The organism is Paraniabella ginsengisoli (genome assembly GCF_022513635.1).
In the GTDB taxonomy this organism is placed as follows: Bacteria; Bacteroidota; Bacteroidia; order Chitinophagales; family Chitinophagaceae; genus Niabella; species Niabella ginsengisoli.
Genome location: NZ_JAKWBL010000001.1, coordinates 877,201 through 901,369, shown reverse-complemented (window position 1 = coordinate 901,369; position 24,169 = coordinate 877,201). Strand labels below are relative to the sequence as shown.

The following is a 24,169-nucleotide window of genomic DNA, read 5'->3' as shown; positions in this document are numbered from 1 at the left end:
TATTGACGCTACTGTTTATCTAAAAAAATTCCAGCCTTACCAAAAGCGAAACCTTTAGGCGCCGGAAACCGAAGTGTAAAAAGAATTATGACGGACAACGAGGTTTTGGCAATTTATGGATCGCCTGGCAATACTAATAATTTTACACAAATCTTAGCCCCCTTCCCGCTGGTTATAGCCTGGGATAAAAATGTGTTAGTACAGAAACTAACCTGTCATAAAAAAATTGCACAGCCCCTGCTAAATGTTCTAAAGGATTTACTGTCTACTTATGGAAAGAAAAGATTGCGCGAATTACATATAGATTACTACGGAGGTCTTTACAATCTCAGAAAGATGCGAGGCAGCGCCACAAGATGGAGCAGGCATTCCTGGGCGATAGCAATTGATCTTGATCCTGAAAGAAACCTGTTACGTGAAGATCATACCACTGCCCGTTTTGCAAGGTCCGAATACAAACCCATGATCGATATTTTTTACCGACACGGCTTTGTTGGTTATGGGCCGGAACAGGATTATGACTGGATGCATTTTGAAATAGGCATTTGAATTCTAATAATAATTTTTATACTCTAAATAATACGTTATGTCTTACGCCATTTCCTTACATATTGGTCTTAACAAAATTGACAAGAAACATTACGGCAGCGAATACCCGCTTGCCGGCTGCATCAACGATGCTAAAGATATGCTTGCTATAGCCAAACAAAAAAGTATGACGAATCGTATATTTTAATAGATGAGGCAGGCACTTACGCTAACATCACCGGTCATATGGCAGCCGCTGCAAAAAGCTTAAAAAGGGTGACATGTTCTTTATAAGCTATTCGGGGCACGGGGCTTACGTTCCAGATAAAAATAAAGATGAGATTGATGGCAAGGATGAGACCTGGTGTCTTTACGATAGAATGATTCTGGATGACGAACTTTCACAATATTGGGGCAAGTTTAAAAAAGGCGTTAAAATCTTTATGATATCTGATAGCTGCCACAGCGGAACTGTATCAAGAGCAATGAAAGCTAATGGCACACTTGATGAACCATTGCAAGGCAGAACAAGACTTATAAAAGACGGACCAAAAATTTTTGCAAAGCACAAAAGCCTTTATAATAATGCTTCGTCCGGAAATGCAGCTTCCACAAAAAGCAGTATTAAAGCATCTGTAATATTATTATCAGGTTGCCAGGATAATCAAACTTCGCTGGATGGTGACAAGAACGGCTTGTTCACAGAGAAGATGTTGAAGGTTTATAAGAATGGCTCATTTCCGGGAAGCTATGCTTTTTTACTGAAAGACATTTTGAAGCTCATGCCTTCAAACCAAACACCAAATTATTATTTAAGTGGCGGGCGCAATAAGTTATTCGAAAGCAGTAAGCCTTTTGATAAGTAAGCTGGCTTTTTAGGTGTTAGTTTATTCGTTTATTTTCTGAATGATCTTTGGAAGATTCATTTCAAATTTGCTTTCAGTGATATCCATACATAAACTATTTCTTAACCTTCCGACAATTTCGCCCAGTGAGTTACGTAACCTGATCAAACGGGAATATTCATCATTAATGTCTAAATTATCCTGGCCCTGCTTAACGCGGGTTTCAATTAACACAGCCAGACCGTCAATTTTTTGTTCTATTTGTTTAAGGGCTTCATCAGTAAAATGTATATCGAAAAAATCCGGTTCAATATAACACGGAATAAATTTCTTGGGAACAGTTCCTAATTGTAACCCAAAAGTATTTAATGTTTCCATTGCCACCCAGGCCGACAGAAGACTATTTTTAGATACTATAGAAAGCGTTGTTTCGGTATCCCGAACGCAACTTTCTATAAACTGCTTTATGTTGTCGCCTGCACCCATTGCCTCGCTATCTATTGTAACATCAATTCCAGCTTTTACAAGCGCATCCTTCAGTTTGTTTGCTATTAAAGCATCTTTATGATTATACGATATAAAAACCCTTTTTTGAGAAACCTTACTATTTTCCTCGATCGATCCTATCAGTTCAAGTAAAGCAAAAGCAACCTGGTTTCTAATTATACTCGCATTTTCAAAACTTAACATTCCCATGGATTCCTTTCGCAACATATCATTAAGCCTTGCGGAATGAGTATTTATCTGGCCGCTCAAGTCAGCATTATATTTTGTTCCAAGAAGTAACTCATTTACTGCAGCTTTTAAATTTCCTTGCTGGATGAATGCCTTGGCTCGCTGTGTATTTGTCTGCATAATTCAATTATTTAAAATCATAATCTTCTTCCAGCAAATAGCGAAGTGCAATTAAAACTTCTGCCTTTGCGAAACGGTCGGTTTTTCCTATTTTATCGGCATCTAAGTTTTCGATAACAATATCGATCCATTTGTTGGCTTTTAGCTTTTCAGAAAAGTCTCCATCCTTATAAGCGCTTACAGTTGCGATTATCTGCCAGGGAATGACCAGCTGGCGTGTAGCATCAGTATACGCCACAGCAGTGTTATCTGTTTTGAAATTTTTATCGCTCCTTTCTCTTAAGTTTATATCCACAGCCGCATCCGCTTTTTCCAGGCTACGCAACCAGTTTTTATTAAGCGTATCTATGTCGTTACCTAATATATTTAAAGTATGCAACGATAGTCCAGATAAACTTTTAGAAACAGCAAGACTTTCATACTCTCCTTCCTTTTGTTCATAATCGCTCCAACGGGCGTGGCTCTTGTCAGCAATAGTTTGAAGCAACCATTGTTTACCCTTTTGTATAGATGCTCTTATTTGCCTTGCGAATAAACTGTCCTTTATATTGGGAAGCGAATTATGCAACGCACGGAGCGCATGGCAAGTAGCATATGTTGCGCTATAATTCCTTACATGCTTTGGTAAAATAAACATAGGCCATGCACCATTGCTATCCTGATGCGATAATAAAAAATTGAGTGTAGAACAAGAAAATCTATTTGTCAATCCTAATATGCCATTGGTACTCACGATCCAGCTTGTAGCTCTGACATCATCAATATCTACCATTTCACGCCAGGAGCAATTGGCCTTATTCATTGACTTTTGTGCCTGATTAAGATATTGTATTTTTATATTATTATTTTGATCGAATGCAGGATCATGATATAACGCTGCCAGCAACTGAGAGGCTTCCCAGGTATTGATGTCGCTCGTACGGTTTACCTGACGAGCGCTATTGATTACTTCTTCTTTCAACTTTGAAGTAATAAGAATCAGTTTCTCCGGTTTGCGTATCACAGGCCTTTCATCTTTTTCAAAAAATATTTTATAACTAAAATAAATAGTTTCCCAATTGAAATAAGCCAATATAGCAATCAGCCAAAGCGACAAAAATGCCAGCGTAATGCGTCCGAAAATACGCTCGCGTTCAATACGTTTTTTTGAAATAAGCAATTGAGCAATTTTCTTTTCATTCTCACGCTCTTGCCTTTGCTTTTTAATATTTACAATAGGATCTAAAATCGTATCGTGTGCAATTTCGTAACTATAGCCACCAACCGAGTTTTGTTCACGACGGATTAGGAATGCTTGTTCCAGCATATCCAATATTTCTGGTGGTGCTTTAATATTAGTTATCTCGCTTATTAAAACATCTTTATCAACAGGAATGCGTCTGTATTCATTAGTGTTCGGAACAGTGTGAATAAGATTATTTTCCAGCAATTGCTGTGCCTTTTCTCTTAATTCTTCTGGTAACTGTTCAATTTGTCTTTTGTAATAATCACCATATAAATTATCAAAAGAAGGCAGATCTGATTTGTTGATTTGCTGGTCTACTTCGCCATGCTTTAGTTTATCCTCGATCCGCACTTCACAAGCCTGGCAAATAATCTGTAAATGGAATGGTTCAACCGTTATATTTTCATTATCCCTCCCAGTCGAAAATTGAGACAAGATGGAGCTAAGTGCATCTTCATCATAGCCGAAGGGATGTGTGGCAAACATTTCACTTTCAATTGCAGCAGGTTTCAAAATCGCTTGTCGCGCCTGCTCTGTAGAAAGGCTATGAATTTCGAAACGATTTTTAAGTAGGTTTGGCAATACATCAGTAAGCGAATGCATACTGCTTAATCTGTCAGAGCGGATAGAGAACAATACATGCACGTCTATATTTTCCGAAAGCATATCGTATTCATCATGCGAAAGATTATCAATATTTTCTCTTATTATATTGGGAACAGCAGTATAGAGAAGTTCAGCTAGTTCTCTTTTGAAAGCATCCTGCACTGCAGGTGGATTATTAAAAAACTCTTCGAACTGATCGAATATTAATAAAAATTTACGGGGCTGGGTAAGTTGTATTTTTTAAAATGATGCCATAATTTATATTGATAAGTGAACCTGTCAAGTACCGGATGTGGATGTTCCGGAACAGGCGCTATTTCTTTTAACCTGGAAATGATCTTATCTATCGGCGAGGTGGCATCGCCTTTCACTTCACTAAGCCTTATTTCAACTGGCGTATAACTTTGCTTTGTATTAAACGTTTCATTGTCAAGTAAAGGAACAATTGCTGCATTTATAAGTGAACTTTTACCACGACCAGATTTGGCAAAAAGCACTACCATTTTTTCTATCAATAACAGGTCATATAACTTTTGCGCATCCTGCTCTCTTCCAAAAAATATATTTTTCTCTTGCCTTGTAAAAGGTCTCACGCCGGGGTATCTGTACATTTTTTCCATGTATTATCCTTTATCCGATGGAATAAGGTCAATCAACTCCAGCACTGACATTGTAATACGGTTTAGTTCCACATCCAGGTTCATCTTATACTCTGTTCCATTGCTCACATCCTGGCAATATTTAGAATAGCGCATCTGGCAAGCGATAAGCTGATTTTTCTGATCGTTATCAAAAATATTACTGGCTATTATTTCAAATGCTTTTTCAAATTCACTTTGCTTAATGTAATCTCTTGCTGTGTCTTTAAAAGGTTTTATAATTGTTGCTACAGCTTCATCAATTTTGTTAGAAGCAACATAAAGTTTGTGTATCTCGTTTAGAAACTCAACCGGCGCACCATAATATTTTATATTGAATTGTTTTCTAAAAAGGATTCTGAATCATCATCAGCAAATGATGATTTTGCCGTATAGTTCTTATCCCTGTTATCAAAATCGTGCGTTTTTGTATTGATATATCTCATCAACAATTGAGTCCTCAACTTTTCCATTCGAAAACCTATAAAAATATAGGTATCCGCCTCTCTCAAAACGGTATTAAAAACATCAGGCACTTGTTTGTTATTTTCGAACAATGCTTTTAGATGTGTGAACATGTCTTCGAAATCGAGTATGATAGATTCCAATGCTTCGGGTTGGGCGGAACCAAAAAGATTATAAACCAAGGGTGTGTCTTTATCTGGCTTTTGCACTTCTGCAGGGCATTTGCTGGCCCTGCCGGTAAAATAATCGAACTGTGCTTTTTTTGAAGTTTTGCCATATGCGCCGGTCAACGTAAAATCAGGATTTGTATTAATCACTAGAGGGAAAGGAAGTTCTGTAATGCATTTTAAAATGGTCTCATCTGGTATTATCTTTTCATAAAACATACTTGCGAATCTTTGAGCTTTCGTTTTATGGTATTGGCTTTCAAACAAAAAAATTTCATTGTCATTATCAAAGTGAAGTATGCCATTATCAGGCTTATGCTTTAATTCTTCATATAATAATTGCTTAGCTGTTTTATCATTTTGTACTAAAAATCCAGGACCCAAAACCAGGATCGCTTTCTGGGTTTTGATATCATAATAGATATCATCCCAATCTATTGAAAACTGCTCAGGAGGTGTTCGTTCGGTATTGAATACTTCATTCATAATGTTAGGTTTAGAATCAGGCTTAGTATCAGGGTATCTTATATTTTTTCATAAAATGCAGGTACTTTACTATTTGATCAATTTCTTCATCACTTATATCTTTCATTGCAGGCATGTGAGCATTATATCGAAAACTTTTAGGAGCTTTGATATAGTGTGCAATATGATCATCTGTCCAATATTCTGTTATATTTTTGGGCACATTCATCTCAGGGCCAACCTTTCCTCCTATCTTGTTCATAGAATGGCAACTCAAACAATGTCTGCGAAACAAATGATAACCTTTTAGTATTGTGCTTTTCCCGGACAACGCATTCAAAAGCGAACTATCTCTTTCGACCAACCTGATTTGAACAAGCCCGTATGGCCAGGGAAGTTCCTTTGTTTTACTCAAATCAACATTCCAAACCAGGTAGAAAGGGCTATACGAATTATATAAACTATCAGGCCAGTTCCTTCCATCTTTGGCTTCCATATCTTTATAAACAATATAGCCTCCGGACAATTTCGTCATTTCTGAAGCGTGGCGTACGGGTGCATAGCCGTCCTTACATACAAAGATCACATCCGTTCCATCAGCCGAAAGATTATATTGATGCAATAAGTCAATCAGCATATCATTCAGCTTAACACCTCTATATATTTTTTTCTGTCAAAACCCGGATCGTATAAGATTTCTATTTCTTCAATTCGCTGAGCAGGTATTAAATTGATAAGCGAATCCACACGCACTTCAACTTCTCTTCGCTTTGCTATATCATTATTATATTCCTTTTTATGATTACTTCTGCAAGACCACATACAACAGGTTAAGGCAATTAAAACAACATGTCTCATGTGGAATCTTTAAATAGACTTTTGGTATAGCTGCGAAGGCTTGAATATAATAGCTCTGTTTTACTCAATTCTAAGTTATATCTTTTTTTAATGATAAGACATTGACTCACATCGCATAAATAGGTGATAAAATATAATTGCAGTTGCAGGTTACACTCAAAAAACGAGCTCTATTTTCCTGTACTTTTTTGAAACAGGAGCCTTAACTTTGACCTTTATAACTTAATATTACTTATACAACCTGATGCGTGTAAATAAAAAAGAAGCCAAATTACTGGAAGAAGCTATCGAACAATGGCAAAAGGATGATCTGCTTGACAATGATAAAGCGGGTCAGTTAAAACACTCTATTTCTTCTTATCGGAATGAATTCGATTCAGTAGCATTTTATTCTTCTATCGCAGCGGTTTCCTGCGCTTTACTTGCATTTGGCGCATTAGTGTTAGACGAAAAGTGGATTGAACGCCTTCGAAATTTCTTTGCTTTTTCTGAAATGGTGATTGGCGTTATGTTTGGGGCGCTTACTGTTTTCTTAACATGGATTGCAAAAAAAGAAAAAGAAAATATCAGTACGCATTTTTAGCTAACGAAAGTTTTACTGTTTTGATTGCGCTGGCTACGGGCGTATCTATTGCTTATTTTACCAGAAGTTTTGATGCCACTTATTTATCATATGGGTTTGGCATATTTATAGCCGCGGGCCTTTATGGATTGCTGGCCATTTACCTCGATTCTAAAATTTTATGGGTTTGTGCTTTGCTGGCCTTAATAACCAGTTGGGCCACTCAAACCTATGCCTGGTCTGGCGATGCAACGCACTCCTATTTTTTGGGTATGAACTACCCTTTGCGTATGGCTTTCTTTGGTGGCCTGCTTATAACTTGTGCGGCTGTGCTACAACGTTTTCATCAAACAAAAACTTTTTACAACCTTACCTGGTATAGCAGCTGGATATTCTTTTTATTGTCCGGTTTATTTTTATCCGTATCCGGCAACTTAAGCTACGACGTGTGGTCTGCTATAAAACAAGGTAAATTATTTATGTGGGCACTTTCTTACACCATTCTTTTAATTGCGGTGCTTTTATATGCAGTAAAGAAAAAAGATGACACATTGCGCGATATAGCGATCATATTTTTTCTACTTAACATTTACACACGATACTTCGAATACTTTTGGGACCGCACTAATAAAGGGCTATTCTTTGCATTGCTCGCATTATCGTTTTGGTTAATTGGCAAAAAAGCAGAGCAGGTTCGAAGACGGCTTTCGGAATAATTTTTATTGACCCAGCAGTTGAATATATGGCATCAATATTGCCACGCTCGGTTTATCGTCCCGGTTATAAATCAACATTTGAGATCCGTTCAAAACATAAAACCAATACCAACATTGGCGCCCAAACTTGTGTTCTCGCCAAAGCGTTGTGCATTCAGGTTAAGTGAAGGAAGGAAGGAAATCGTTTCGTTTAAAGGAACGCGGTAAGCAGCACCTAATTTTACCAGGGCTCCGCCATTAAGATTTACCCTGTCAAAATCGTTTGCTATTTTCAAAAGAGGTGCATATCCAACATCTAAAATAAACATCAAATTATTTCTGGTGCCATTGGGATAATATCTGAAGTCAGCAAATATGGGCAGCAAGGTCATATTGTGGTTGTCGCTAAAATAGCCTTCAGCAAATGTACTATCTGGTGTAAATGAAGTTTGAGAAGCTTTATAACTGGTGAATTGCAAGCCCACGCCCAAGCCAACAGAAAGATAAGAATTCAAAAAAACACCGTTTATAGTGCTTAGGGAATAGCCAAACTTTTTTACATAACCGCTTGCATAAGTTAGATTTGTTGAGTCCAGCGATTGAAGATATTGTGGTTCTGCAATATTAGTTATATTAAAATAGCCGCGCCCCTCTTTGGCTCTGAGTTGTGCAAACAACGATTGGCTGCAGATAAGCAGGCAACATATAAGCGCCAGTTTATTGATCTTCATTAAGAAAAGGTTTATGATGATTTTAGATACCGTTCTAAAGTTAGCGAAATAACCTTAATAACAATAGCTTTAGAATAGCACTAAACTTTTCATTTCAATAGCGGAATAAATCTATTCTTGCATTAATTAGTTTAAACCCATTCGCTCCTCTATTAGATAAGAATTTCTGTTAGCAGCATTGCGGGAAACGAGCTCGCTTAAAAATCCTGCAAGAAACAGCTGCACACCTATTATGATAGTAGTAAGTGCAATATAAAAAGTAGGACGGTTAGTAATCGCGTATTCTGGGGTAATGATCTTTGAAACGATCAATACAATTGATGTAACAAAACCTACTAAGAAAAAAGCATTCCCCACAAGCCAAAAAAGTGCATGGGCTTTTTAGAGAATTTTCCAACAAAAGTTATAGACATCAAGTCCAAAAACCCATTTATAAAACGATCCCAGCCAAATTTTGTGACGCCATACTTTCTTTTGCGATGCTCAACCACTTTCTCGCCTATTTTCTTAAACCCAGACCATTTGGCAATTACAGGTATATAACGATGCATTTCACCATATACTTCTATGCTCTTTACCACTTTTCGGTTATAAGACTTGAGGCCACAATTAAAGTCGTGCAATTTTATTTTAGAAACCTGGCTGGTTACCGCATTAAAGAATTTGGAAGGAATATTTTTTGTCAGCGTGTTGTCGTATCGAACCTTTTTCCAACCGCTTACCAGATCGTATTTATCCTCGACGATCATTTTATATAGTCCCGGAATTTCGTCAGGGCTATCCTGTAAGTCAGCATCCATGGTAATCACTACATTACCCTGTGAAACCCGGAAAGCCTCATTCAACGCAGCCGATTTGCCATAATTGCGTTGAAACTTGATCCCTTTAATATTTTCGTTTTTAGCACGAAGCTGTTGTATCACCTCCCATGAGCGATCCGTACTTCCATCATCAATAAAAATGATCTCATAACTAAAATTATTGTCCCTCATCACACGCTCAATCCATTCGGAAAGCTCCGGCAAAGATTCTTCTTCATTCAAAAGAGGTATAACAACTGAAATGTCCATTATGATTTTTTGTTACGCAAATATAAAGAGCCGGCAGTTGCCATGGTAACAACAACCCCTATAAATAAATATTGAAAAATAGCCCCCGATGCTGCCATTATCGCAAAATTCTTCTTGCCGCTTTCAATCATTGTGTCTATTTCTTGCGGTGTCCTGTTTTTTTCAGTTTTTAAAAGCTCCTGTTTAGTAAGCGCTGCTTTCTCTTCAATAATATGGGTATTCACTTTATAGAATATCAATGTGAAAAGCGCCATTATTAAAGTTACCACAACAAAACATCTGAAACCCTGATTAAATAGTGCTCCAAACTTAAATGGTTCTGCACTTTTTTTAACGAAAGCAGTAATAGCCCAAACGATTCCTAAGCCATAAATTAAATAACCGATATATTGTACAGGCGAGGTTTCGTCAACCTTATTTAAATAAAGTACCAATCCGGCTGCTACCATTAGCAGACCAGTTATTAACCCTTTAACCGTAGAAGATATTTTCAATCTGTAAGTTTTATTTTGCAGCTGCGCTGCGATTATTTTTTGTCGGAGGGAACGCTTAGTTGGTATTCGTCATGCACAGAAATAACCACGGCATTCAATTATGATTGATTTAATGTAAGCTTGTTTTTATGATATATACCCAAAGGTTTGCCGGTAAATTGTTTACCAACAAATGGCGTGTTTTTACTGAAAGACAAAACATTGCTTAATTCAAAAACCCAGTCTTCTTTAGGTAAAAATAAAGTAAGCGATGCCTCCGAGTTTTCAGCAATTGTTGGAACGGGTATATTTAAAATCCGCCTTGCATTTATCGCCAGAAGTTCCACCCAACGCTCCTGGGGCACTTCAGGCAAAGTAGTATTAAGAATGGCGTAAGTCGTTTGAAGATTGATCATTCCATTCTTCGCATATTCAAATTCTACAACCTTGTGGTCTTTATCCTGCGGTATATGATGTGATGCGATACAGTCGATCAAGCCATCAGCAACGGCTTTTTGAAGCGCCTTCCTATCTTTTTTATTTCTTAATACGGGGTTTACCTTTAGATTAGAGTCATAAGTGGTAAGATCCTCGTCGCAGAAATATAAATTGTAAGGTGTTGCCGAGCAGGTTACGCCTACTTTTTTTGTTTAGCATCTTTCACAAGTTTCAGTGAGTTGTCTGTGCTGATACCGGTTAAGTGTAGTTTAGATTCTGCATAAGCCGCCAACCTGATATTGGAAGCCACTGCAATCTCTTCCGCTATTTCCGGCCTTCCAGACAGCCCCATTCTTGTGGAAGTGATCCCTTCATTCATCAATCCATTCGGATTAATAGTTTTATCATCAGGAACCTGTATTAAAACCCCGTCAAATGATTTGATGTACTGTAATGCTTTTACCAAAATGCCTGCAGACTGCAACGGGCTTTTACCATCGCTGAAAGCCACAGCGCCACTGAGTTTCATGTCATACATTTCCGCAAGTTCTTTTCCTTCGGTGCCGCGCGTTATGCCACCCAAAGGATGAATGCTTACCGGTAATTGTTTCGCTTTTTGCACCACATATTCAACTACAGATTTCTGATCGATAGCAGGTTTGGTGTTGGGTACAATACAAACATCGGTATAACCGCCCGCCGCCGCCGCATTAGCGCCGGTTTCAAGCGTTTCGCGATATTCATAACCAGGGTCGGCGAAGTCGCTAAAAATGTCAATCCATCCCGGAGACACATGTAATCCTTTAACTTCAAGGGATTTGACACCCTTGGCTACAATATCTTTACCAATTGAAACTATTTTGCCGCTGGCAATTTGTATATCAGCAATATGACCATTGTGAGGCGATGTTGGGTCAATAATCTTTGCCTTCTTAATGATGATGTTCATTAAGTTGCGAAGATAAGGCTTCATCATTTATGATGTATAATTTATGATTTGTGATTTGAAATATTGTTTGATTTTAATACCTTTGCGCTCCTCCTGTTCAGAAATATCTGAATGTGATTGAGCTCGGGACGTAGCTCAGCCCGGTAGAGTACACGTCTGGGGGGCGTGTGGTCGCAAGTTCGAATCTTGTCGTCCCGACAATCAAAGTGGATTATCAACTAAATTAGGTAGCAATTTTGGTATTATTTTTTACTGAAATTGCTACCTTTTTTTATCCAGACCGGTTTCACTTAGCACCCACACCATCCTCGCGCGTGATATTGGAAAAGTAAAGGATTACCTTTCTCAAAGTGAATCTTGCCATAATGGTTCAGATTGCCATTCAGGTTTCAATCCTAATGCCTTCGGATCGACATTAGAGGCAAAACGGTCAACTAGCGACCTTATCTGTCCCGAAAAATTATTTCGGGGCTGGATCGTATTTAATAAGTATTTCATGCAGCAGAGATGAACATAAATCATGTGGTATTCATTTTCTTTAGGAACATCTTTTATCCAGGCATTCGGAGGTTTAGGTAGTAACTTGGGTTTTCCTGGCAAGTTTCTATTCCATAGCCTGCTATGATGCGCGCAGTGATTTCTGATTTGGGTAATTGACTGCAACCAGCTAGGTAAGAACGTGTGATTTACAGTCCCGAAATCTGCCGCAATTTTATCTTTTGATTTGATATCAGGTCTTAGATTGCCATATAGCTTTGAAAGGCCGCCAAAGCTCGTGAGCTCAAGAGATTTCCATGCTGGAGGAAACCTCAAATCATCTTTGTACTTTTTCTTGTGTTCTTTAATAAATGTATCTTTTGAACGATCAATTTCTTCTTCCAAAGTAGCTAACGTCTGAACCAGTTCTTTTACATTTGTAAATAACGCTGTATTTTGAAACCACCATGGGTCGAATTCATGAGACAAATAATAAACTAATTTTGTGCGAAGGCTAATTTCAATCTTTTCAATTACATCAAAGAGCAAAATCCTTAACTCCCGGTCGAAAATATAAAGAGCCATAACATCAGAAAATTTACTGCCAGATTTGAAAATATGTTTATCCTTATCGCTCTGCATTGGCCACCAATATCCTGCTAATCGATAATAACTGATATTGGAAAGAATCGTAACTATATCATCTTTAGGGTCTATTAATAAACCTCTTTGTTTTAGCTGTTCTATTTGTTCATCTATAGTGTAAGGTGGCTTGGTGTACATTTTCTAATATAAGCTAGTAAAAAAAACCCCTTGACCATCTAGACCGAGGGGTAAATATTGATAACGTATTGTTTAAAAGCAAAAGACACACCCTGGTACGCTGTTCTTATGGGTAGCGTGGTGTGTACTGTTATTACAAAGATAACCCATTATCACTACACTTGTGGAATGTGCGACGCAAAACCGACTTGATTTCTAAAGATTTAACTATTCTCAAATTTAATCGAGAGAACGTTGAAAAACTTCAAAATTTGCTCCATTTATTAGATAAGAAACCTGGTTCGTCGGTAAAATACATAAGCGTCTAATATAGGGCCACTTCCTCCGGTTATTCCCTTAACTTATTACAACTCGAACAAGTTAAAAAGATGATGCTGAAGCCGTTGATAATCCTTACTTAACGAAAAAATATCATGAGCATTCAGGATAAGCACTTTCTGGACAAGTAAGAAAGGAGCGCAGAGAAAAATAGAAGGAAATAGATATTGGCTAGCAATAGTTGTTTCGATTGCAGCGCTCTTGGGTGCTGTTGTTTCTTTGATATTGCAATTTCGATTGTTCTGATAACAAACTTATACTTCAATATTTCAACAGTTATCCTTTTATCTATTTGATTGAATTTTGAGAAATTTTATGTAAATTCAGATATGCAAAAAACAATAAAAAAATAGAATGTATAGATGAGGCAAATATCTTAAACATCAAAAGTTATTATTATAGCATCATATTCGAGGATGGAACGCACGATTTTTTGTTTTTGGATGATCAATTTCTATTCATACCAGTTAATTCCAACTTAGAATATGGTAAAACTGCACAAGGCTTAGGCATTATTTAAAAGAGGGTCAATTTAATCTTTTAGGCGTTCATGAAACGCTTGCTTCTTTAGGTGCAAAATTCACAGCACAACCTTAAATACTATTTTTATGAGTAAAAGGGCTGCTGCTGACGAACTCTCAAACCAAATAAGAAATCTCATACCTCTGATTTATCTTTTTTATCATACGCTTTAATGCATCATCCTAAATCAGTTCATGTGTTTGCTTTACCACGCCCATTACAAAAGTGCTTTGTACATGGCCAACATTATCTGTCTGGCTGAGTTTATTTACATGAAAATCGTAATAACGTTCCATGTCTTCTGTAAGCACTTTTAGCAAAAAATCAAACTCGCCGGAAATACTGTAACACTCCAACACTTCGGGCATGGACAAAATGGATTTGATGAATTTAGAGCCTGCTATTTTATTATGCTCTCTTAAAGATACGTGGCAAATAACCATTAAACGTTTACCCAGTTTGGCGGCGTCGAGCATGGCTGCATAATGAGTTATAATTCCAGATTGCTCTAATCGTTTTACACGCTCATGCACCGGTGTTGTACTTAAATGAATCGTATCTGCAATTTCTTTAACAGTGATCCGCGCATTTTTTTGAAGCAACTTCAATATTTCTAAATCTTTATTGTCCAGATTGATAGTAACTTGTTCTTTAAGCGCTTTATTTGCAGGCATAAAACAGTATTTTATTCTATAAAAATATAAATTTAAAGAATTATCTACTTAAAATATCTTTTAACTATATTCATTTATCCTGTTTTGTACTTTTGCCGGAGCAGCATGTCTGAACCTGGATTTGGGTGGATTTTCTGGATTAGAAGACTTAGGTGAGGAGAATTATTGAAAATATGATTCGTGCATTTGTGACATACATTTATTATAATCCTGCAAATCTTCTAATCTTATAAATCATGGTTCAGACAATGGCGAAGAATATGTGGGATGCCATATATTCAAACAGCAAAAGAGTGCGACGCAAAATTGATGAGTAATATTCATTTGCTGATAACAAAAAATATTAAATTCTAAATTTCAAATCTTAAATAAATAATATGTCAACCGTTACAAAAACTCAGATCGATTTAGACCTGAAGTACAAAGTAAAAGATATTTCATTGGCTGAATGGGGCCGCAAAGAAATCCGCCTGGCGGAAGCTGAAATGCCTGGCCTTATGAGCATTCGTGAAGAATATGCAGCTTCTCAACCGCTGAAAGGCGCGCGCATTGCGGGTTGCCTCCACATGACCATCCAAACTGCAGTGTTAATTGAAACGCTGGTAGCTTTGGGAGCGGAAGTTAAATGGAGCTCTTGCAACATCTTCTCAACGCAGGATCATGCGGCTGCGGCCATTGCTGCTTCTGGCGTTGGTGTGTTTGCATGGAAAGGCCAAACCCAGGCAGAAGCTGACTGGTGTATTGAGCAAACATTGTTCTTTGGTGCTGCTGATCGTCCTTTGAATATGATTTTAGATGATGGTGGCGATCTTACTAATATGGTGTTGGATGTTTATCCTGAATTGGTTCAACATGTAAAAGGTATCAGCGAAGAAACAACAACTGGTGTTCATCGTTTATACGAGCGTGTGGCTAACGGCACTTTACCTGTTCCTTCTATCAATGTAAACGATTCTGTTACTAAATCAAAATTTGATAACAAATACGGTTGTAAAGAATCATTGGTTGATGCTATTCGCCGTGCTACAGATGTAATGTTAGCAGGGAAAGTTGCTGTAGTTGGTGGTTATGGCGATGTGGGCAAAGGTTCTGCTGCATCTCTGGCTGGCGCAGGCTGCCGCGTTATTGTTACAGAAATTGATCCGATTTGTGCATTGCAAGCAGCAATGGACGGATTTGAAGTTAAGAGAATGATCGATGCTGTAAAAGAAGCGGATATTATTGTAACAGCTTCTGGCTGCCGTGATTTGATCACCGGCGAACATTTTAAAGCCATGAAAGACAAAGCTATTGTTTGTAACATTGGACACTTTGATATTGAAATTGATGTTGCCTGGTTAAACGATAATTACGGCAATACAAAGGATACTGTTAAACCACAGGTTGATATTTACACGGTAGATGGCAAAGACATTATTTTATTAGCTGAAGGCCGATTGGTGAACTTAGGCTGCGCAACTGGCCACCCAAGTTTTGTGATGAGTAACTCTTTTGCCAACCAAACACTGGCTCAAATTGAGTTATGGACGAACAACGATAAATATGAAAATAATGTTTACGTGTTGCCTAAACAGTTGGATGAAAAAGTGGCACGCCTTCACCTTGGTAAAATTGGCGTTGTGCTTGAAGAGCTGACAGACAAACAAGCATCTTACTTAGGTATTCCTAAAGAAGGGCCATTTAAGCCAGAACTTTACAGATACTAATAAAACTTTTAAGTTTTATATAAAGAAAAGCTGTCTCGGGGAGGCAGCTTTTTCGTTTTTAATAGAGATGATAATATTCCCCGCTGATTTTCGCAGATATAAAACATTGCTGATTTCCGCCGATGCGTTTTGCCTAAATTTGCGCAAAAAAATCAGCGTTATTTGCAAGAAATCCCTTTAGGTTTAGAAAGTTTTAAAACAATTTAGAGCAACATATTTCAATACATAGGAAAATAAATGAATCTTTCTCCTATATTAAAAGAAGCATAGAAATAAACCTCAAGAAACGATTTAAGTTACGGTTCAACTGACAAAGTAATATTTAATTTATCCATATTTGAATTTAAAAAATATTAAATAAAATACAAATATTATTTATATGTAACTTGATATTATAAATTATTATTTTATAAGCATTTACAATTTCTAATTTTTGAACTTTTTTGTTAGCGTTTTGTTGTAATCGTTGAAAAATACATGTCATTTCTTGAATAGAAAGGCATAAAAATTAACTTCGCAAGTATTAATGAAATTAAGACTTATACATATCATTGCATTCTTCCTTTTGTCACTTTTTGTGTCAAAGGAAATAGCGGCTGATGTAAAATTGATACATGCTCAAAAAAAGAAGTATGTAGCGATTGCGAGTCTCGTAGTACCGAAAAAGGCACAGAAGAAAGAACAGCAGAACAAGAACAAAAATTATTGGTGGATGCCATGCAAATACCTTTGCCTGCATGTAGTTTGTTGTTCGATCAAATTGTCTATAATGCCCCTTATATTCCTTGCATTGATTTAGGTATTCTTACCCCGCCTCCCGAACTTGCTTAATAGGTGTATTCCGCTCGCTGCGGCCAACACTTTCTATTCCACTCCTTTTGTAGTGACAGTTTAGTCCTGCAAAAATTCATTTTAATTAATAATAATACTGCCTATCAGCGGTTTCTAAATAACTACATTAAAACCTTTATATGAAAAAAGTATTTATAGCTTTCGCATGCCTTTTTGTTTCAGCGGTATCTTTTGCCCAGGTTACTGAACCTCAAAAAGTGATCAAACTCGGCTCTGATGCCCATTTTATAGAAGAACTGAATCTGGATCATGGAAAAGAGTATGGATTTTTAGCAAAAGATCTGCAGGAACTTTTTCCAACATTGGTTAAAGAAAAGAGGATCAGCGAGCGGTTTGGCAAAAATGCTTATCGCACCAAAGTAATTAAAGTGATAGATGAGAAAGCTTTAATTCCAGCATTGGTTTCCTCCATTAAAAAACAAAACGTAGAAATACAAGATTTGAAAAACAAACTTGTTACGATAGAAAAGAGTATGTAGCCTGATCAGATATTAAAGCTTTGGAGCCGCCTTTGTTGGGCGGCTTTTTTGTATTGCAACCAAAAATAATATTGCAGCGTCAATCGGTTATAAATGATACCATTATGCGAGCCCTGATATTCCTTTTAGTACCTCTGGTTTTATTTGGTTGCACCAAACACAAGCTTGAAAAATTCAACAATCGCATTATAGGCAATTGGGCACTTGTTGAAATAAATACATTCGGCGTAGGCAGTAGCCATATTGTTTTTGACGGGGGCGTTTTTCGTTCAACAATGACAACAGTGCAAAGTATTATGATCGAAACGACAATTCCTATTCGGGTGAGTGGTACATAGATGCTTACTTACACCGATGGAGAAAATAATAGCGACACCGAATTTATTTTAAGCATTGATGTATCTGATGGAAGGAATACCAAATTTGACAGTTTTGAAATACCACGCTTTGGTAATGCCAACCGGTTCAAAGCTAAAATTCGAAATGGCCTTAACACAGTAACTTATGTTTTTGAAAGAAGATGAAATATAAAAACACATACTCCTTTAATACCTGGATACTATAATCCGCCATTGGCGGAATCTATACAGCCTTAAAAGCATTAAACATAGAATCTATGTGGTTATGCAATTTCGCCAGAAATAATATATCTGCTTTTGGGTATAAAACTTGTGTAAATTTAGAAGAAGATACATCTTACTGATATATCGAATTATTACAACGAAAACACAATGATCATGCAAAATACATACTCCATAAAAAATACGATTCTTCTATTTTTCCTATTCATAATTGGTGTAGGATGCGCATCGCAGCAAAGCAGCACGCAATCAACAAGTACCACCGATTATGAGAAACTCGTGGACGAAAAAAGATATACATTTATTGCGCAAACAGTTATTCCAACCGAAGACAGTCGCTACAATCCCAGGTTGATGTTTCCTAATGGTAACAACCTTTATAATCTTACGTCCGGCTATGATCTAAAAATAACTCCAGATTCTGTCACTGCGTTTTTACCATTTTTTGGAAGATCTTTTACTGCCCCGCTTGATCCTTCCAAAGGAGGTATAAAGTTCACATCAACTGATTTTGAATACAAAAAATCAGTACGCAAAAAAATTACCAGATCACCATTACACCGAAAGATGTAAACGAAATACGAACGGTGTTTATTACAGTAACACCTTCAGGATACGCATCAGTACAGGTTTTAAGTTTGAATAGAACACCTATTTCTTTTAATGGAAGAATTGAACCTAAATGACCTCACCCCCAACCCTCTCCCGAAGGAGAGGGAGAGCAGACTCCGAAAATATATATTTCTCTATACTGACTTAAGTGCGACAATTATAAATTCACCAGTAAACTTGATCATAAACAACTGTTAGTAAATCAAGCTTGTTAATGGTTTTCCGTCCAAACAAAACCCTTTAAATTTGCCGGATGGTTGATTATGATAAAAAGCAGATACGTGTAGCAGTTTTAGATCTGAATGCAGGATATCCCAACCAGGGAATGCGGTGTATTAATGAGATCGTGCACAGGTGGGCAGAGCAGAAAGGTTACGATATTATTTACGATATTTTTGATGTTCGGGTAAAGAATGAACTTCCTGATTTGTCTTATGATATTTTTATTTCGAGCGGTGGTCCCGGAGATCCTTTAAGCACTCGTTTTGACGATTGGGATATCAACTGGAACAGATGGTTTGGAGATGTTAACAGATGGAATGAAAATCCTGACAATTCGAATAAGAAATTTGTATTTCTGATATGTCATTCTTTTCAGTTGGCATGCAGATATTTTAATGCCGGCTTGCTTTGCAAGCGAAAATCAACATCCTTCGGAGTCTTCCCGATGCATGTGATGCCCGAAGCGGTTGGAGATCCGGTATTCCGAAATCTTAAAAATCCTTTCTTTGGCGTTGACAGCCGCGACTTTCAGTTGATACAACCCAATCTTGATTTATTACACGACATAGGCGCTTATATTACCTGTCTTGAAAAGGAACGCCCGCATGTTCCTTACGAAAGAGCTGTGATGGGCATTCGCTTCAGCGATTATATTTTTGGAACCCAGTTTCACCCTGAAGCAGATGCAACAGGCATGAGCAGGCATTTTCAGGACGAAGATAAACGTGAGATGGTTATTAACAACCACGGAGAAGCCAAGCTTAATAGCATGTTAGAACACTTAGAAGATCCCGATAAAATTCACTGGACCAACAAAAATCTAATACCTAATTTTTTAAATGAAGCGTATAGTCATCTAATGGTGGAAGAAATGGCGGAAGTGTGATTTTATATAATCATATAGTACAGAAAAGCTCCTAACTATTCAGGAGCTTTTCTGTACTATATGAGTTGCTGTATAAATTTAATAACTTATTTGAACTACAATATCATTAGTGTCCAACTCTGTAGAAGGATATATAATATATTCTCCAGCAGAAGAAACATTAACGAATTCTTGCTGTCCTCCGTTATAATACAACTGAATTGTTGCTGTCTTATTTGGCGAAAGGTAAGAGATAACAACAGACATTCCTCGATATTCTCCAAAACCAGCATAATAAGTACCCTCGCCGCATTGATCACCCCCTAACGGCCAAGAAATATCCGAAACACCCGGGCCGACAGCGTCAAGAATAACATCTGAGTTATTATTGCATACTGTAATATTCCCCGAATCAAAAGTGACATTCTCGTTTTTTGAGTACTCTTTGATAGGAGAGTTGTTTGATGTAAAAGAAGTTACAAATCCGAAAACAAGAATAAGTAAAACTTTCATAATAAAACCGCTTAAAATAAATAGTAGGAATGATTGTGTATATTAAAATTCAATGAACTCTTTATCATAATCTGCTAACCACTTGCTTCCTTCGAAGCCCCATGATTCGCTAACAGGTACGCGCAACCAATAAAATGCTGTCGCCGCAACACTGGAGCTTGTAAGCAATAATGTTCTGCGATTAGGATCATTTATAGCAGGAAAAGTACAAGGATTAGATGCGACATTTGCCCAGGAAAAACCAGTAGTAAGTAGAAAATCCTTATTTACTGCTCCGGGCGCATAGTTTTTAAAACTACCACCAAAACCGTCATTACAAGGCCAATAGCCTGTAAGCGCACTATATTTTGAATGCTGTTTAATATCTGTAATACATAAATTTTGTACAATTTCTGCTCCGGTTAGCGCTGTGTTGAATACACGCACATCAGCCACATTAAATTGCATATGAGATGCAATAACATCACCTCTTCCCCATCCTATTGTCAAGGGTTCAGGCGAGGTAATCGGCCCCCAGGTCGTAATATCTAATTGATTAGCTCTTACACCATCGCTATACATTTGTAACCATTTTTTCCAATACTATCAGCCCAAAATACCATTGAGATAGTATGCCAATTCTCCCCATCAAACACAGGAGGTGCTGCAGCTCCGGGCCTTGACCTGGTTGTCCCTCCTTTTACTTCCATATTCCAGCCGCTGTTATTTGTCCAGCATACGAATCCAGCACTAGATGCACCAGCAAGTAAACTTCCACCACCAGGTTGTTCCGACTTTTTGTAAAAAATGGTGGGTAGGATCCAGCCGCTTTAGATCCCCTCACCTTTAATTCAATAGTGGTTGGAGCAGAACCGGGATTATATGCATTAGGATCACTCAATATAGCTTTTATAGCAGAACCTTGATTGCCTGTTAACAATGGACTTATGAAAGACCCTTCTTTCGTAAACTCAACAGACCCGAATCTTTCATTAAAGTGCAGCATAAATCCAGTAGTTTCATCAGGTGTTGTTCCTCCATAACTTTCATCTATTCCGCCATGCGTATTGGTGACAATTACTAACCATTCTTCATTTTTATTATATTCCGGTCTTGCTTTCAATGCTGTCATTATTTCTCCTATATATCCGTCAATCTTTGTAATAGCATCTTTATATCCTGTATTCGCCTGCGTAAACCCGCCTGCTTTGCCTGCAATTGATGGCGAATTAAAGTGAAGCACCATAAACTCAGGGTTATTATTTTTAATGCGGGTAATGGCAGAATCTTTTACTCCCTGATCACCAGTAGTAATTACCGGATCCAAAACTTCCGGCACCACTCTTTCAACTAATGTAGGCCAGGAAGAAATAAAGCTGGTTCGCATATTATTTTTACTAGCAGAAGATAGTATGTAAGAAAACATGGAAGGGAAAAATGCTGGAGCACCTCCATGCGTATCGTCCCCTGCAGGCGGCGAATAAATAAAAGTACTATCTAATATTTTATGGCGGCTATAAGATACACCTGAAACTAAAGTTTTCCACGAAGCGGCATCTGTACTCACTTCGTCTGTTACAGCATCCCATTGATATTTGGAATGGCTCAGCATAGCCGTAATAGTTGGCGGCGCTATAGCTTTTATTTCACTGCTCACAGCTCCGTCAATACCAATTAACAACACCCTTCTGCTGGTAGTTCCCGAAGTTGTATCTAGATCATCTTCAAAATAAGGAGGTGGATCTGCATATTTTTTGCAGGAGGTAGAAGCTACAGCAGCAATTATAAAAACCGTAAGTAAACTATATACTAATTTTATTTTCATCTTATTTCATTTTTTAGACAGATTGATAAACTTGGATACTTATGGTAGTTTAGCAGCCCCTATTTCACTGAACGCAGCAAACTTATCACCATCAAAAATTGCAGCCCTGTTGGGAATTGTAATTTTAAAATAACGTGCAGAAACTGGTGCAGGTAACAGTAGCGTTTGTAAGCCCTGAATATTCTGCAAAGTAAAGGGGCTTCCCGATACAGTAGTCCAGTCTGTTCCATTGTTACTGGTTTCTACAATAACTGTTCTAACTGCACGGCTGGTTCCCGTTCCATTTTGTCGCTGTGCCAATTGAAATGCGATAACATCCTGACTTGTCTGCATATCAACAGAAATAAAATGGGGAGGTTCTGGTGAACTTCCTGACCAGTTGGAATGCCAGAATGTTGTAAAGTCACCATCCTTTAATGTAGTAAGCCTGCCATTGGTAGCACCTTCACCTGAAGTTTCTTCCGAACTACCGGTAATCACCCAATTGGTTCTTACTAATGGAACCACGTTGGGTGCATCTCCACCAGTTTGAGTAATAGGGTTATACTCCCATATTTTTTGAGGCATAGGTTGATACTGCGCATTCATTCTTGCAGTTAAATTAGCACTCACAGCAATTCCCCATTGTTGAAAAAATGGTTGCCAATTCGTTTTCGTATAATCACAAATGGCTTCAAAGAAAAAATCTCTTTTTTGCTGGTCGCTGGTAGAAATACGTACCGCACGCCGGGTTCTTTTATACAGGTAGGGCATAAAATCCCAACCCCATGGCTGCCCGTTGTAGCCCCAGTTGGCAGGTATTTTATTAAATATTTGAAGAAACGGAGTCAGCCTTGCAAAGGGATCGTTAATCGCTGCATCCGAGCCATCAAAATTTCTTGTACCAATAGCAGACATAGCCCAAGTCACCGCAGGAGTAATTTTTCCTGCAAGGTCATCTACCGGAAACGTATGCTTTGCGGGATAAACGCCAAGTCGTTTTGCGTTTTTAAATATAAACAAGTTACATGTTGTTTCACCTAAAGTTCCCCAGCTCCAGTATTGGCCCTGCTGATTATTGTGTCCTATCTCGTGGAAGGTTCCCCAGCTTGCAGCATTTTCAAGATATTCATGGTCCGTAAATTCATCAAACCATCCATAACCATATTGGGCGCGAAACGGATACCCCGAAACGCCACCCGCACCAGGCGGCAAAGTAATATCCTGAACTACCCTCCATGGTAATAGAGGTGCCTGATCTACAGGATCATCGCCAGGTCCTAAAACTTCCTTCAAGCCTTCCCATTCATAATAATCAAATTTTATGGCATCGTTCCATTGCTTCATCAAGCCGTCTAAATTTGTAACATTTCTATCAATAAAAAATTGTCGCGGTAATGTGAAAATGATATTCTCGCTACGAAGCTCCAACCATGGCGTACAGGAGCTTCTTATAGCTGCCTGAAAATCGGCTTCGCTGGTTTGCCCATAAATATAATCAGGCATCTTCACTACATTGCTGAATGTAACCGGCACCGGGTTATCCATAGGCGTTTGAGGAATAATATATACAGGTCCGCCATATAAATTGCGCAGGTAATTGCGGCCCGGCGAGAGGCTTGTTCTTGAAAAAATAACCGGATCGCGCTGCGAATTTTGAACAGCCGATGCATCGTAGGTCCACGCACCAATCTGAACTAATAAAGAGTTCATCCCAACAGGCACATCAATTATTAGCAGCTCACCAGGTGCAGCATATAAGCCAGTACTTGTAATAGGCCCCACAGGATTTCCTATACTATTTAAAATAATTGGAGGCTGCGAAATTCTTAATTGCTCTTTGTCGGCCGGGAAATATTTAAAGTTCATATTAACGGTGACATTATTAAGCCTTGGCTCGTTGCTGCAAACAAGTCCGGGAAATATTCGGGCTTTTGCATATTTACTTGCGTCGACATTCTTTACACTGGTATCCACCGTTACGCCTGATGTGCCTTCCCCGTCGCCGGGAAAACCATCGTCAATGCCAAAATCCCGGTCTCTGTTGCAGGCAGACAGTACCAGCATTAAAGTGGCACAACCTGCTAATAGGGATAACAAACTTTTATTCATCCGTATATTTTTTAGTTTGCAGCTTCGCTGCGATTTTTCTTGGTAGGATGGAACTACGCTTATACATTCTCCTATGCGAGAAACATTTATTATGCTTTGT

Annotated in this window: 28 protein-coding genes, 1 tRNA gene and 2 pseudogenes; 12 read left to right on the top strand and 19 right to left on the bottom strand. The window is 38.0% G+C overall.

Translation table 11 applies throughout. The features are described from left to right. The first annotated feature begins 87 nt into the window (after window positions 1–87). The 3 genes and pseudogenes from MKP09_RS05115 to MKP09_RS05105 all read left to right on the top strand — a co-directional run. The gene (locus tag MKP09_RS05115; RefSeq protein ID WP_240826722.1) at window positions 88–549 is read left to right on the top strand and encodes a M15 family metallopeptidase; all 462 of its coding nucleotides are present in this window, start codon (window positions 88–90) and stop codon (window positions 547–549) included. Window positions 550–586: 37 nt separating this feature from the next. Then, complete coding sequence (locus tag MKP09_RS05110; protein ID WP_240826721.1) at window positions 587–736, top strand: hypothetical protein; 150 nt, start codon at window positions 587–589, stop codon at window positions 734–736. 64 nt (window positions 737–800) lie between these two features. Further along, a pseudogene (locus MKP09_RS05105) lies at window positions 801–1,394 on the top strand (caspase family protein); the annotation flags it as partial. Between the two features lie 21 nt (window positions 1,395–1,415). Here the strand turns inward: MKP09_RS05105 and MKP09_RS05100 are convergent. The 7 genes from MKP09_RS05100 to MKP09_RS05070 form a co-directional block, all read right to left on the bottom strand. Then, on the bottom strand, window positions 1,416–2,228 hold the full coding sequence (locus MKP09_RS05100) for a TIR domain-containing protein (protein ID WP_240826719.1): 813 nt from the start codon (window positions 2,226–2,228) through the stop codon (window positions 1,416–1,418). Between the two features lie 7 nt (window positions 2,229–2,235). Beyond that, window positions 2,236–4,263: a hypothetical protein gene (locus MKP09_RS05095; RefSeq protein WP_394801033.1), complete on the bottom strand. Its 2,028-nt coding sequence runs from the start codon at window positions 4,261–4,263 to the stop codon at window positions 2,236–2,238. Then, on the bottom strand, window positions 4,263–4,679 hold the full coding sequence (locus MKP09_RS05090; protein ID WP_240826717.1) for an nSTAND1 domain-containing NTPase: 417 nt from the start codon (window positions 4,677–4,679) through the stop codon (window positions 4,263–4,265). The genes MKP09_RS05095 and MKP09_RS05090 overlap by 1 nt, the downstream gene beginning before the upstream one ends. A gap of 3 nt (window positions 4,680–4,682) precedes the next feature. Continuing rightward, window positions 4,683–4,937: a hypothetical protein gene (locus tag MKP09_RS05085; RefSeq protein WP_317235251.1), complete on the bottom strand. Its 255-nt coding sequence runs from the start codon at window positions 4,935–4,937 to the stop codon at window positions 4,683–4,685. A gap of 89 nt (window positions 4,938–5,026) precedes the next feature. Beyond that, window positions 5,027–5,815, bottom strand: a complete 789-nt coding sequence (locus tag MKP09_RS05080; RefSeq protein WP_240826716.1) for a hypothetical protein — start codon at window positions 5,813–5,815, stop codon at window positions 5,027–5,029. A gap of 28 nt (window positions 5,816–5,843) precedes the next feature. After that, a complete protein-coding gene (locus tag MKP09_RS05075; RefSeq protein WP_240826715.1) occupies window positions 5,844–6,431 on the bottom strand; it encodes a c-type cytochrome in 588 nt (195 codons plus the stop codon). Between the two features lie 5 nt (window positions 6,432–6,436). Then, on the bottom strand, window positions 6,437–6,652 hold the full coding sequence (locus MKP09_RS05070) for a hypothetical protein (protein WP_240826714.1): 216 nt from the start codon (window positions 6,650–6,652) through the stop codon (window positions 6,437–6,439). 244 nt (window positions 6,653–6,896) lie between these two features. Between MKP09_RS05070 and MKP09_RS05065 the strand changes: the two genes are divergently transcribed. Both MKP09_RS05065 and MKP09_RS05060 read left to right on the top strand, forming a co-directional pair. Then, the gene (locus tag MKP09_RS05065; protein ID WP_240826713.1) at window positions 6,897–7,235 is read left to right on the top strand and encodes a hypothetical protein; all 339 of its coding nucleotides are present in this window, start codon (window positions 6,897–6,899) and stop codon (window positions 7,233–7,235) included. Beyond that, a complete protein-coding gene (locus MKP09_RS05060; RefSeq protein ID WP_240826712.1) occupies window positions 7,190–7,930 on the top strand; it encodes a hypothetical protein in 741 nt (246 codons plus the stop codon). Before MKP09_RS05065 ends, MKP09_RS05060 begins: the two co-directional genes overlap by 46 nt. 89 nt (window positions 7,931–8,019) lie before the next feature. On the opposite strand, the gene MKP09_RS05055 is transcribed toward MKP09_RS05060, so the two are convergent. From MKP09_RS05055 to MKP09_RS05035, 5 genes are all read right to left on the bottom strand, one after another. Next, on the bottom strand, window positions 8,020–8,640 hold the full coding sequence (locus tag MKP09_RS05055) for a hypothetical protein (protein ID WP_240826711.1): 621 nt from the start codon (window positions 8,638–8,640) through the stop codon (window positions 8,020–8,022). Between the two features lie 335 nt (window positions 8,641–8,975). Next, a complete protein-coding gene (locus MKP09_RS05050; protein WP_240826710.1) occupies window positions 8,976–9,710 on the bottom strand; it encodes a glycosyltransferase family 2 protein in 735 nt (244 codons plus the stop codon). Further along, on the bottom strand, window positions 9,710–10,204 hold the full coding sequence (locus MKP09_RS05045) for a DUF4199 domain-containing protein (RefSeq protein WP_240826709.1): 495 nt from the start codon (window positions 10,202–10,204) through the stop codon (window positions 9,710–9,712). Before MKP09_RS05045 ends, MKP09_RS05050 begins: the two co-directional genes overlap by 1 nt. Window positions 10,205–10,302: 98 nt before the next feature. Continuing rightward, window positions 10,303–10,680: a hypothetical protein gene (locus tag MKP09_RS05040; protein WP_240826708.1), complete on the bottom strand. Its 378-nt coding sequence runs from the start codon at window positions 10,678–10,680 to the stop codon at window positions 10,303–10,305. 140 nt (window positions 10,681–10,820) lie between these two features. Next, window positions 10,821–11,597 (bottom strand): amidohydrolase family protein, encoded by a 777-nt coding sequence (locus MKP09_RS05035; RefSeq protein ID WP_240826707.1) that lies wholly within the window; start codon window positions 11,595–11,597, stop codon window positions 10,821–10,823. A gap of 97 nt (window positions 11,598–11,694) precedes the next feature. On the opposite strand from MKP09_RS05035, the gene MKP09_RS05030 reads away from it, so the two are divergent. Further along, window positions 11,695–11,768: transfer RNA gene (locus tag MKP09_RS05030), tRNA-Pro, on the top strand. 147 nt (window positions 11,769–11,915) lie between these two features. Here the strand turns inward: MKP09_RS05030 and MKP09_RS05025 are convergent. Both MKP09_RS05025 and MKP09_RS05020 read right to left on the bottom strand, forming a co-directional pair. Further along, window positions 11,916–12,830 (bottom strand): Abi family protein, encoded by a 915-nt coding sequence (locus MKP09_RS05025; protein WP_240826706.1) that lies wholly within the window; start codon window positions 12,828–12,830, stop codon window positions 11,916–11,918. Between the two features lie 1,022 nt (window positions 12,831–13,852). Then, window positions 13,853–14,344, bottom strand: a complete 492-nt coding sequence (locus MKP09_RS05020; protein ID WP_240826705.1) for an Lrp/AsnC family transcriptional regulator — start codon at window positions 14,342–14,344, stop codon at window positions 13,853–13,855. Window positions 14,345–14,721: 377 nt separating this feature from the next. Between MKP09_RS05020 and ahcY the strand changes: the two genes are divergently transcribed. From ahcY to MKP09_RS04985, 6 genes and pseudogenes are all read left to right on the top strand, one after another. Beyond that, window positions 14,722–16,050, top strand: a complete 1,329-nt coding sequence (gene ahcY, locus MKP09_RS05015) for an adenosylhomocysteinase (RefSeq protein WP_240826704.1) — start codon at window positions 14,722–14,724, stop codon at window positions 16,048–16,050. Window positions 16,051–17,021: 971 nt separating this feature from the next. Next, the gene (locus tag MKP09_RS05010; RefSeq protein WP_240826703.1) at window positions 17,022–17,381 is read left to right on the top strand and encodes a hypothetical protein; all 360 of its coding nucleotides are present in this window, start codon (window positions 17,022–17,024) and stop codon (window positions 17,379–17,381) included. Between the two features lie 20 nt (window positions 17,382–17,401). Then, window positions 17,402–17,719 carry a hypothetical protein gene (locus MKP09_RS05005; RefSeq protein ID WP_240826702.1) on the top strand — a complete coding sequence of 106 codons (318 nt, stop codon included), beginning with the start codon at window positions 17,402–17,404 and terminating at the stop codon, window positions 17,717–17,719. Then, window positions 17,720–17,905 carry a hypothetical protein gene (locus MKP09_RS05000; RefSeq protein ID WP_240826701.1) on the top strand — a complete coding sequence of 62 codons (186 nt, stop codon included), beginning with the start codon at window positions 17,720–17,722 and terminating at the stop codon, window positions 17,903–17,905. Between the two features lie 207 nt (window positions 17,906–18,112). Further along, window positions 18,113–18,648, top strand: a pseudogene (locus MKP09_RS04995) (DUF4251 domain-containing protein). A 179-nt stretch (window positions 18,649–18,827) separates the two neighbouring features. Then, window positions 18,828–19,682: a type 1 glutamine amidotransferase gene (locus MKP09_RS04985; protein WP_240826698.1), complete on the top strand. Its 855-nt coding sequence runs from the start codon at window positions 18,828–18,830 to the stop codon at window positions 19,680–19,682. Between the two features lie 78 nt (window positions 19,683–19,760). Here MKP09_RS04985 and MKP09_RS04980 read toward each other — a convergent pair whose 3' ends face one another. From MKP09_RS04980 to MKP09_RS04960, 5 genes are read right to left on the bottom strand one after another with little or no spacing between them, the layout of a single operon-like run. Then, on the bottom strand, window positions 19,761–20,174 hold the full coding sequence (locus MKP09_RS04980) for a hypothetical protein (RefSeq protein WP_240826697.1): 414 nt from the start codon (window positions 20,172–20,174) through the stop codon (window positions 19,761–19,763). Between the two features lie 42 nt (window positions 20,175–20,216). After that, entirely contained in the window at window positions 20,217–20,735 is a 519-nt protein-coding gene (locus MKP09_RS04975; RefSeq protein ID WP_240826696.1) for a DUF4983 domain-containing protein, read from the bottom strand. After that, window positions 20,717–20,863, bottom strand: coding sequence for a hypothetical protein (locus tag MKP09_RS04970; protein ID WP_240826695.1), 147 nt, complete (start codon window positions 20,861–20,863; stop codon window positions 20,717–20,719). Before MKP09_RS04970 ends, MKP09_RS04975 begins: the two co-directional genes overlap by 19 nt. Further along, window positions 20,854–21,978, bottom strand: coding sequence for an alkaline phosphatase family protein (locus MKP09_RS04965; protein WP_240826694.1), 1,125 nt, complete (start codon window positions 21,976–21,978; stop codon window positions 20,854–20,856). The genes MKP09_RS04970 and MKP09_RS04965 overlap by 10 nt, the downstream gene beginning before the upstream one ends. A gap of 39 nt (window positions 21,979–22,017) precedes the next feature. After that, window positions 22,018–24,069 (bottom strand): M60 family metallopeptidase, encoded by a 2,052-nt coding sequence (locus MKP09_RS04960; RefSeq protein ID WP_240826693.1) that lies wholly within the window; start codon window positions 24,067–24,069, stop codon window positions 22,018–22,020. Window positions 24,070–24,169: the final 100 nt, after the last annotated feature.